This window comes from Vicinamibacteria bacterium, from assembly GCA_035620555.1.
Classification (GTDB): domain Bacteria; phylum Acidobacteriota; class Vicinamibacteria; order Marinacidobacterales; family SMYC01; genus DASPGQ01.
The window spans coordinates 1-9,717 of the sequence record DASPGQ010000346.1; the positions used below are offsets into that span (position 1 = coordinate 1).

A 9,717-nucleotide genomic window follows, 5' to 3' on the forward strand; every position below is an offset into this window, starting at 1 on the left:
GCTTTATCATCAGCCTGCTTCTTGCGTTGCTTGCCGCGATTCCCGGATCGGTCGCGGCGCAGGTCTCCCCTCCCGATGCCATGGCCCGGGTCGAGGCCGCGCAGATTCCGAATCGTCAAGGTCTCGACCCGTTCACTCTCGAGGAGATCATGGCGAAATACGATGTACCGGGACTGAGTATCGCGGTCATCCACGACTTCGAGATTCATTGGGCGAAGGGCTATGGAATCTCCGACGTGACCACCGGGGCGGTGGTGGAGAACGACACCCTCTTCCAGGCGGCGTCGATCAGCAAGCCCGTCGCCGCGATGGCGGTCCTGAAGGCCGTCGAGGAAGGAAAGTTCTCTCTCGATGACGACATCAACCGAATCCTGAAGTCCTGGCAACTTCCTGGTGATGGCTTCACCAAGGATCGACCCGTGACTCCGAGAACCCTCTTGAGCCACACCTCGGGGACGGGAGACGGCTTCGGATTTCCCGGTTATCACCCTTCGGAGCCACTCCCTTCGACGGTTCAGATTCTCGACGGCGAGCCACCCTCGAACGTCGGCCCGGTTCGAATGGAGCGTCCGCCCCTGACGGGAATGAAATACTCCGGAGGTGGAGTCACGATCATGGAGCTCGCTCTCGTCGATGCCGTGGGGAAGCCCTTCCCCCGGATCCTGGCGGAATGGGTGCTCGGGCCCATCGGCATGTCGCACAGCGTCTACGAACAGCCATTGGGACCCGAGCGGGATGCGAAAGCGGCTCGGGCCCACGACGGGAGCGGCCAAGCCATGGACGCGAAATGGCACGTTTATCCCGAGCTCCAGGCCGCAGGACTGTGGACCACCTCCGTCGATCTCGCGAAGCTCGCCATCGAGATCCAGCGCTCGCTCGGGAACGAGTCGAATCGAGTGCTGAAGCGGGCCTCGGCTCGGGAGATGGTGGAGCCGGTCGGTGTGGGTGATTACGCTTCCGGATTCAACATCTCGAAGATCGGCGAAGGATGGTATTTCGGCCATGGCGGATCCAATTGGGGGTTTCGCTGCGATCTCATCGCGCACAAGGTCAAGGGCTATGGCGTCGCGATCATGACGAACGGCGACAACGGAGGCCTGGTCATTCGCGAGCTGAGGGAGAGAGTCGCCCGGGTCTACGACTGGGACTCGCTCGACAAGCCGATACCCCGATGAGATTTGGACAAGTAGCATTCCTGAGCTTCCAGGAGCCATATTAGGGGTTCCGTGGGGGTCGGGCTCGCCCGACCCGCGGGAAGATCGAGCCCAATGGAACGACGCAGGGGAGCCAGAACACAGTTTTCCATCGTCTACGTCCTTCTCGCGCTCGCCCTCGTCTTCCTCGTCCAGGGACTCGTTGCTCGCTGGCTCGGGCGGGCCGAGGAAGTCCCCTACAGCCAGTTTCGCGACGATCTCGCCAACGGTCGGATCGCCAAGGTGACTTTCGAGGAGCAGCGGATCGTCTATACCCTCCGAGAGAGCTCGGAGGGCGAATCCGTCGAGGGGAACTTCACCACCGTGCGAGTCGACGATTCCGAGCTCGTGCAGCACCTCGTCGAAGCGGAGGTCGAGTTCCAGGCCGAGCCGCCCCCGAGCGGCATCGTGACCGCCCTTCTCACATGGGTTCTCCCCCTGATTCCCCTCGCACTCATCTGGTACTTTCTCTTTCGACGGATGGGATCCTCCGGCCCGCTGTCCATCGGAAAGAGCCGAGCCAAGGAGATCGCGCCCGAGCGAACCAAGGTGACGTTCGAAGACGTGGGCGGCGTGGACGAAGTGGAGACCGAGCTCAAAGAAGTCATCGAGTTCCTGAAGGATCCATCCCGATTCACCGCGATCGGGGCGAAGCTTCCTACGGGCATTCTGCTCGTGGGACCGCCGGGAACCGGCAAGACTCTCCTGGCGCGGGCGACGGCGGGCGAAGCGGGCGTTCCCTTCTTCTCGATGAGCGGCTCGGAGTTCGTCGAGCTCTTCGTCGGTGTCGGGGCCTCGCGCGTCCGCGACCTCTTCGAGCAGGCGAAGACGAGGGCTCCATGCATCATTTTCATCGACGAGATCGACGCCATCGGTCAGTCGAGATCGTCCGTCGCCGCATTGCGCACGAACGACGAGCGCGAGCAAACGCTCAATCAGCTTCTCTACGAAATGGACGGTTTCGAGTCGAACCAGGGTGTCGTGATCATGGGCGCCACCAACCGACCCGAGATTCTCGACAAGGCGCTGCTCCGAGCCGGCCGATTCGATCGGCAGATCGAGGTGCCGCTTCCCACCGAGATCGGCCGTCGTCAGATCCTCGATATCCATACCGCGAACGTGCCCCTCGGTCCCGACTCCGATCTCGACCGTCTCGCTCAGATCACCGCTGGCTTCTCCGGGGCGGATCTGGAGAACCTGGTGAACGAGGCGGCTCTCATGGCGGTGCGGCGAGGCGACGCCAAGGTGGGCAAGCAGGACTTCGACGTCGCGATCGAGCGCATCGTCGCGGGGCTCCAGCGCGACACGCCGCTGAAAGGAGAGACGCGGCGACGGGTCGCCTATCACGAGGGAGGGCACGCCCTCGTCTCGCAGCTCCTTCCCAACACCGATCAGGTGCACCGGGTGAGCATCATCCCCACTTCCAAGGGTGCCCTCGGCTATACGATGGAGATGCCCGTCGAGGACCGCTACCTCATGAGCGAAGCCGTTCTCAAAGAGCGTCTGGCGGTGATGCTGGGGGGCCGCGCGGCCGAGGTGTTGATCTTCTCCGAGATCTCGACGGGAGCGGCCAACGACCTGGAGCGGGCGACCGCGCTCGCCCGGCGCATGGTGACCGAGTTCGGAATGTCCGAGGCCCTCGGACCCGTGCGCTACGCGGCGGGCTCCGGTCCCGGCTATCTCGGCCGCGAGCTCGGTCTCGAGTCCGATTTGAGCCCAGAGACGGCCTCGCTCATCGACAAAGAAGTCCGCCGCATCATCGAAGAAGCGCAGGAGCAGGCGCTCGAGCTCCTCCGGACGCATCGTTCGGCGCTCGACGCGATTGCCACCGTCCTCCAGGAACGGGAGGCAATCGAGGGCGCCGAAGTCGGAAGGATCGTCTCCGAGACCGCGTCTACGAAGCCATAAGAGAGAGGAGTCCTAGCCGCAGGTCAGAAGCCCGTGTCCCGTCCCGAGCTCGGCATGAGCTCCACGTCGTAGTCACGGAAGGTGCCGTCGTAACTCACGAGGATGAGCTGCTCCTCCTGAGCTTGAGCGATCAGCATTCGGTCGAACGGATCGTCGTGATGCCGAGGGAGCGAGCCCGCTCGACGGCCGTGGCGCCACGTGATCGACAGCTCGACGAAAGCGTCTTCCTCGAGGCGCGCCGATAACTCTTCCTCGTCGACGTCGATACGCCCCAAATTCCTCTTGATGGAAATCTCCCAGAGCGTCGCGGCACTCACGTGCGCGATGGTTTCACCGTCGGAGATTGAGTCACGCTCGGGCGACAACAACCGCTTGTCGTCCGTAAGCCACCAGATCAGCGTGTGAGTATCGAGAAGAAGCCTCATGAGCGCTCGCCGCGGAAACCCGATGCGATCTCGTCCGGAAGCGGTGAGTCGAAGTCGGGTTGCAGGCGAATCTTGCCCTTCATCGACCCGGGACTTCGTCGCTTCGCCTTGTACGGCACGAGCTTCGCCACCGCCTTTCCATTACGAGCGATGACAACCTCCTCGCCCGACTCCACTCTTTCCAGAAGCTTGGACAAATGGGTCTTGGCTTCGTGTACGTTCATCGTGATCATTACAAGACTTAGTTTAGTCTAGTTCAAAACTCGGCTCAACCGGGATCAAAGGCGATCGCGACGGGACAGAATGGGTCGCCGGGAACCTTTACTCGTGGCGTAGTGCGTCAATGGGATCGAGTCTGGCAGCTCGTTCGGCGGGGTAGTAACCGAAGACGATGCCCACGGCAAATGACAGACCAAACGCCAGCGCCACAGCCTCAGGGGAGACGTAGGTGGGCCAGCCGAGAAGTCCGGTCAGGGTGCGCGCGCTCAGGAAGCCGCCGACGATTCCGACGATGCCCCCGATGAGAGCGAGCGTTACGGCTTCGCTCAGGAACTGATACAAGATATCGCGGCGGCGGGCGCCCACGGAGACCCGGAGCCCGATCTCTCTCGTCCTCTCGGTCACGGCGAGGAGCATGATGTTCATGATCCCGATGCCACCCACCACGAGCGACACGGTGGCGATACTCGCAAGAAGCAGAGTCATCGTCCGGTCGGCGCGTTGAAGGGTGGCGGCCATCTCCTCCGAGGTCACCTCATCGAGTCGCGGCATGCTCGCGAGAACGAAAGCCGCCGCCGTCGTGTACAGCCCTCGTGTCAGAGCCGCCGACGCCTCCGTTCGCACCGTGAAATCATCGGGCAGCGTCGAGGACCGCTTCAGCGAGAACGCGCTTTCTCCCTGGGGAGCCGTCTGTTCGCCCGCATCGAGGCGGTGGCGGGCGCGAAGCAAGGTGCGTATCTCCTCGGCGATGCGAGTCGTTTCGCCCGCCATCCGAGCATAAACGGTGACGCCGTGGAGATGTCGGATGCCGAGAAGCTTCTGGAGCGAGGTATAGGGGACGAAGGCGGTCTCGGAATCGTCGACGTCGTCGCTTTGGATGACGCCCACGATCTCGAAAGCGACATCTCGAATCCTCATGCTTTGACCGACGCCTCGGTTCAGTCGTTGCGCCACGGTCCGGCCGAGAACGACGACGTTACGCGCGTCGCGCACATCTCGCTCGACGAAGAACGCTCCCACGATGTCATCCCAACCGTGAATGTGCGCCGCCGTCGCCTCGACTCCGCGCACCAGCCCGAAGGCGCTCCCCTCACCCGCTTCCATGGGCGCCCGCTCGTCGACCTCGGCATTGACGTGAAGAACGCCTTCGATTCGGGCGATGGCCCGCGCGTCCTCTTCGACGAGCGTCGTCGCGCTTCCGAGACCAGAAAGAATGTTCACCGCGTCCCCGCCGCGCGTGTAGTTCCCCGCCCTGACGAAAACCAGGTTTGCGCCCGCCGACTCGACTTCTCCCGATACTTCCGCTCGAGCGCCTCGGCCGAGCGCCACCATGGTGACGACCGCGGCGACTCCGATCACCACTCCGAGCACCGAAAGCAACGTTCTCAGGACGTTGCGCCGCAGGGCGACGAGCGCGATCGACAGACTCACGGGCCGACGCATGGCAGCGCGATTCTATCTCACGCTAAGATGCCCGCATGCAGCACATGCGTATTCTCACCGCCATTCTCTCATCCTGGCTCGCGGCAGGCGTTGCCGCGGCGGGCGACGTTCAATTACTTCCCGTCGAAGGCGAGGGGGCGAGCTACTGGCCGCGTTGGCGCGGGCCTTCGGGGCAGGGCACCGTCAATGGTACGGGATATCCTGACCGCTGGTCGGACAAGGAGAACGTCGTCTGGAAAGTCGGCGTCCCCGGGCAAGGGAACTCTTCGCCCATCATCTGGGGCGATCACCTCTTCCTCACGACGGCCCATGACGGTGGGAAACGTCTCTCGCTCCTTGCGTTCCGCCGCTCGGATGGCTCGTTGCTGTGGGAGACGGTCGTGCCCCAGCAGGGCGTCGAGCACGCCCATGAGAAGAACGGGCACGCTTCGGCGACACCCGTGACCGACGGAAAGACGATCTATGCCTCGTTTGGAACCCACGGGCTCGTTGCTGTGAACTTCGAGGGCAAGCTCCTCTGGCAGCAGAGAGTCGGGGCGCTGGACAATTATCATGGGTCGGCGGGCTCCCCGATTCTTTACCAGGGCTCGGTCATCCTTTATCAGGATCACCAAGGCGAGTCCTTCGTCGCGGCCTTCGACAAGGGCACCGGCGATATCCAGTGGCGGACCGAGCGTGACGCGCAGACCGGGTGGGGTACTCCGATCGTCTTGAGCACCGGAACCCGTGACGAGCTCATCGTATCGAGCCAACACGCCGTCCACGCGTACGACCCGTCTAACGGAGCCTTGTACTGGAGCGCCACGGGCAACAAGTTCGAGGTCATCCCCACACCGGTCGTGGGGCACGGAATGGTCTTCTGCTCTTCGGGCCGAGCGGGTCCGACGCTCGCCATTAGACCGGGGGGCACGGGCGACGTGACCGATACGAACGTCGTCTGGTCGAGCCCAAAAGGCTCCCCGTTCGTGCCCTCGCCCATCATCGTGGGTGACTACCTGTACATGGTGAACGACATGGTGAGCGTCGTCACCGGCTACGAGGCGAAGACCGGCAAAGTCGTTTTCCAGGGACGACTCGGCCTCGCCGAAAAAGAGAGCTTCTCGGCGTCGCCGGTAACCGTCGACGGGAAGATTTTCTTCACCAACGACAAGGGGGAGACTTTCGTTCTCGAGGCTGGACCCGAGTTCCGCCTTCTCCACGTGAATCGGCTCGGCGCCCGCACCCTCGCATCGCCCGCGCCCGTCGAGGGGCAATGGTATTTCCGCACCGAGAAGGAGCTGATCGCCATCGGAGGCTCGTAGCGGAGACGAATTTCGTCCGTAGCCAAGAACGGACCGCGCAACCATTCAGTGCATCATCGCGTAGATGACGTAATTGACACCGAACTTGAAGCCTTCGTTGGAAAGCTCGATGGGATAGTAGCCGGCATCGGACCACTCCCAGTAGTCTCCGATATCGTTGTTGAAGTTGGCCACCACCTGCAGGCGTCCGGAGTCGTCTTTCAGCCCGTGAAAGGTGGGAACGGCGTAGGCCCCGTACGGCGGAACCATATCGAGCGACTCGATATGAAAAAACGATTGAAAGACCGGCTCATCCACGGTGAGCTCGACGAAATGACTTCCGGGAAGAACGAGCGCCATGGCGTTCTCGAAATTTTCCCAATCCCAGGGTCCGTCGAAGTCGTCGAAGATCGCGAACCCTCCGCGGAGGAGATAGCTTCGGAGGTTCTCCGCCTCCTCGGGGGTGATCGCCCAGCCGCCGGGCTCGCTGAAATACAGGATCGGGTAACTCATCAAATCGGGGCTCGCAAGCTCGACGACGGCGTGCGCACGCGGCTCGGTATGAACACCGGTCATCTCGGACAAGATGGTCAGTAGATTGCGCTCTGCCCGGGGGAAGTCGTGCGACCAGCCTGGCCGCCGCCCTTCGCGGTACGATGTGAACCGAACCCGGGCAAACTCGAAGCTCGGTACGATGGATGGCCGTTCGGTCTCGGCGATATCGAAGGGTTCCTGCCCGCGGAAGCGGTCGAAGATCGACCGCTGTGAGAAGGCGAACGCCGCCGCGAATAGAACCAGCCCCAGGCTCACGCTCGAGACGAGCGTCCTCCCACCCCTCACAGGATTGTCCTCCCGCCGAGCTTACCCTGCCAGACCGCGAGCTTCAATCGAGAACACGGAACGAACGTCTCTAGGCCGGAAAAAGCGAAAGCCCCGACCTCACCGATTCCGATGAGGCCGGGGCCAGGTAGCTTCGCGTTGGTGGCGCTGGGTTCGCCCTCACTCGGGAGGGCAAGCGCTAACGCAACGCCCTCGCTCTAAGGGGACGCCACCTCCGCAGAAACTGAATCAAAACTCACTGGACCACCTCCTTCCCAGGCGTTCCAACGTTCGACGGACCCAACCCGTCCGGCTCGCCGGGACCGCCCAAGCCCGGCGTGGAGCCGCCGCCCGGAACGCGTCCGGACGGAATGGAATACAGCTTCACAGTCGCTCATCTCGCAATCTTTGTCAACCCGTTTGGACGAAGCGCTGCCCAGACAGTAGGTCCTCGAGCATTTGTCGAGCATCGCCGCCGCTTACGACGCCTTGGGGGAGATACGCAACGAGCGTCGCGCGCTCGGTCTCGGCCACGACTTTGACCCGCTCGTTTCCGGTGATGGGTGCGTCGCAAGGGCCGAATCCATCCGCGAGGACGGGCTTGTTGTCCAGCCGGAACGGGCCGCGTAACGACTCGTAGCTCTCTCCCTCGCGGCCAGAGCGGAGAACGAAGGGAGGCTCGAAACTCCCCTCAGCCATGACGCAACAAGGGACCGCGAGAGCCGCCGACAGGCAATTGTTCAAATCGACGATAGGAAGAATCTCCGGGATCTCCTCCCCCTTCAGGATCCTTCTCAGGAGAGCTTCGGAGGCCGGACGGTACCGGGACGGATCGCAACCAACCTCCTTGAACAGGCGCCTCATACTGGAAACGGCCGGATGGGCCGAGAGCGACTCGAGCTTCAGAACGCGCCGAACCTCCGCGGACACCGATCGCCTCCTCTCTCCAAGCGAAGCGCGATCGAGAGCGCCTGCCTCGATCTCTGCAAAGAACAATTCCCAACCTATCAGCTCGTAGCGAACCTCGTACACGTCCGCCTCCGTCGAGTTTTCCAGTGACAAGTATGCCAAATTCTTTACAACTATGTAGTTTTTTCCCACCAACCGGTCGGTCATCCCGTCAAAAAGCCGCGCCAAAAGGGACTTCACGCACTTGGTATGAAACTTGCTAAAAGAAAAACCTAAACCTATACTGATGTCTGCACCAGGATTTGAGACCATGACGAATTGGGAGAGAAGCGAGCCCGCCGAACCACCGAGAGACGTCCCCGAGGGCCTGTATCACGAGGCTCAGGCGGACGGTGTCCCGTACGACGAGGAGCTCGAGCCCTTCACCCGCGAACTGCCAAGGCGACAGTTTTAAGCCGAGGTTCCACGAGACCGGGAGCCCCGCTCAGTCGGGCACGACCGAGGGCCGGTCTGGCAGTTCATTTTTGTCCGCTCCAGAGCTCGGGAAGTGTGCGGCTAGCACCTGCCCGATCTGCTCGACGCCGGCACAGATACCTTTCGCGAACCCATCCTTCCGGATGCCCTCGGAGAGGGAGCTTGCGATCTCTTTCCATGGAACGGGCTTAGCCTTCGAATCGATTCCCTCGTCGGCGACGATCTCGAACCGGCGCTTCTTCATCACCACAAGGAGCAGGACCCCGTTCCGGTTGGTCGTCTGATCCACGCCGAGCTCGGAGAAAGCCCGCTGTGCACGCTTTCGGGACGTTTCGAGGGGCAGAAGATTGCGCACGATGTGGACGACGATCTCGCCCGACGTCCGGCTCTCCGCCAGTTTTACCGCCTCGGCGATGGCATCCAGTGACTCGGGACTCACGAAGGCACGGAGTCCTCTGGGAACCTTCACGTCACTCACCAGCTTCCGCTCGCTCCTCCCCCGCCCGATCGTCCTCCGCCACCGGAGAACCCGCCTCCGCCTCCGCCGAATCCACCCCCACCGAAACCTCCTCCTCCGAATCCGCCTCCACCGTACCCCCCCGAATGACCGCCCGTCGTCCAGCTCCCTCGCCGTCCACTGCTTCGCACTATGAGCACCGCAATCAGCCCGAATAACGCTCCCAACGCGTAGGCCCACCAACCGAGGGCCGCGGCCAGGCTCCCTCCCAGGAGCCGGAAGACGAACGCGCCGCCAATCATCGCCAGTACGATACCCATCGCGTTTCCGAGAACCCCGAGCACGAAGTAGATGAAGAACAGGACTCCGATGCCAACCCCCGGCGTCGACACGCGGGGCTCTGCAGGAGCTTCGGGATACTCACGACGGGCGGCGAGCTCGAGGCCGTCCACGGCAGCGCTCAGCCCATCGAAGAATCTCTCCTCGCGGAAGGCGGGTGCGATGCGTTCCCGGATGATCCTTCCGGCCAACCCGTCGGGAATCACCGGCTCGAGACCGTAGCCGACTTCGATCCGCACGCGTCGCTCCGG

General features: G+C 62.7%; 11 protein-coding genes. 4 read left to right on the forward strand and 7 right to left on the reverse strand.

Annotation, left to right across the window (positions count from 1 at the left end; translation table 11 throughout):
• Together VEK15_14105 and ftsH are read left to right on the forward strand one after the other, a co-directional pair.
• Positions 1 to 1,175, forward strand: a 1,175-nt coding sequence (locus tag VEK15_14105; protein ID HXV61826.1) for a serine hydrolase domain-containing protein, incomplete at its 5' end; no start/stop codon positions are given.
• Between the two features lie 93 nt (positions 1,176 to 1,268).
• Complete coding sequence (gene ftsH / locus VEK15_14110) at positions 1,269 to 3,101, forward strand: ATP-dependent zinc metalloprotease FtsH (GenBank protein HXV61827.1); 1,833 nt, start codon at positions 1,269 to 1,271, stop codon at positions 3,099 to 3,101.
• Between the two features lie 23 nt (positions 3,102 to 3,124).
• Here the strand turns inward: ftsH and VEK15_14115 are convergent, their stop codons facing one another.
• The 3 genes from VEK15_14115 to VEK15_14125 all read right to left on the reverse strand — a co-directional run bounded on the left by VEK15_14115 (position 3,125) and on the right by VEK15_14125 (position 5,188).
• Entirely contained in the window at positions 3,125 to 3,526 is a 402-nt protein-coding gene (locus VEK15_14115; GenBank protein HXV61828.1) for a type II toxin-antitoxin system VapC family toxin, read from the reverse strand.
• The gene (locus tag VEK15_14120; GenBank protein ID HXV61829.1) at positions 3,523 to 3,750 is read right to left on the reverse strand and encodes a type II toxin-antitoxin system Phd/YefM family antitoxin; all 228 of its coding nucleotides are present in this window, start codon (positions 3,748 to 3,750) and stop codon (positions 3,523 to 3,525) included. Before VEK15_14120 ends, VEK15_14115 begins: the two co-directional genes overlap by 4 nt.
• A 97-nt stretch (positions 3,751 to 3,847) precedes the next feature.
• Positions 3,848 to 5,188, reverse strand: a complete 1,341-nt coding sequence (locus VEK15_14125; GenBank protein HXV61830.1) for an ABC transporter permease — start codon at positions 5,186 to 5,188, stop codon at positions 3,848 to 3,850.
• A 35-nt stretch (positions 5,189 to 5,223) separates the two neighbouring features.
• Here VEK15_14125 and VEK15_14130 point away from each other — a divergent pair, with 35 nt between their 5' ends.
• Complete coding sequence (locus VEK15_14130; protein ID HXV61831.1) at positions 5,224 to 6,489, forward strand: PQQ-binding-like beta-propeller repeat protein; 1,266 nt, start codon at positions 5,224 to 5,226, stop codon at positions 6,487 to 6,489.
• Between the two features lie 45 nt (positions 6,490 to 6,534).
• Here VEK15_14130 and VEK15_14135 read toward each other — a convergent pair whose 3' ends face one another.
• The gene (locus VEK15_14135; GenBank protein ID HXV61832.1) at positions 6,535 to 7,308 is read right to left on the reverse strand and encodes a DUF4159 domain-containing protein; all 774 of its coding nucleotides are present in this window, start codon (positions 7,306 to 7,308) and stop codon (positions 6,535 to 6,537) included.
• Positions 7,309 to 7,698: 390 nt separating this feature from the next.
• Positions 7,699 to 8,349, reverse strand: coding sequence for a phenylalanine--tRNA ligase beta subunit-related protein (locus tag VEK15_14140; protein HXV61833.1), 651 nt, complete (start codon positions 8,347 to 8,349; stop codon positions 7,699 to 7,701).
• 157 nt (positions 8,350 to 8,506) lie between these two features.
• On the opposite strand from VEK15_14140, the gene VEK15_14145 reads away from it, so the two are divergent.
• Positions 8,507 to 8,650 (forward strand): hypothetical protein, encoded by a 144-nt coding sequence (locus tag VEK15_14145; protein ID HXV61834.1) that lies wholly within the window; start codon positions 8,507 to 8,509, stop codon positions 8,648 to 8,650.
• A gap of 30 nt (positions 8,651 to 8,680) precedes the next feature.
• On the opposite strand, the gene VEK15_14150 is transcribed toward VEK15_14145, so the two are convergent.
• Both VEK15_14150 and VEK15_14155 read right to left on the reverse strand, forming a co-directional pair.
• Positions 8,681 to 9,139, reverse strand: a complete 459-nt coding sequence (locus tag VEK15_14150; GenBank protein HXV61835.1) for a TPM domain-containing protein — start codon at positions 9,137 to 9,139, stop codon at positions 8,681 to 8,683.
• Positions 9,140 to 9,144: 5 nt separating this feature from the next.
• A partial coding sequence (locus VEK15_14155) for a TPM domain-containing protein (protein HXV61836.1) occupies positions 9,145 to 9,717 on the reverse strand: 573 nt, incomplete at its 5' end.

Coding starts and splice junctions, on each gene's coding strand:
- ftsH (HXV61827.1), top strand. CDS start 1,269: ATGGAACGACGCAGGGGAGCCAGAACACAGTTTTCCATCGTCTACGTC.
- VEK15_14115 (HXV61828.1), bottom strand. CDS start 3,526: ATGAGGCTTCTTCTCGATACTCACACGCTGATCTGGTGGCTTACGGAC.
- VEK15_14120 (HXV61829.1), bottom strand. CDS start 3,750: ATGAACGTACACGAAGCCAAGACCCATTTGTCCAAGCTTCTGGAAAGA.
- VEK15_14125 (HXV61830.1), bottom strand. CDS start 5,188: ATGCGTCGGCCCGTGAGTCTGTCGATCGCGCTCGTCGCCCTGCGGCGC.
- VEK15_14130 (HXV61831.1), top strand. CDS start 5,224: ATGCAGCACATGCGTATTCTCACCGCCATTCTCTCATCCTGGCTCGCG.
- VEK15_14145 (HXV61834.1), top strand. CDS start 8,507: ATGACGAATTGGGAGAGAAGCGAGCCCGCCGAACCACCGAGAGACGTC.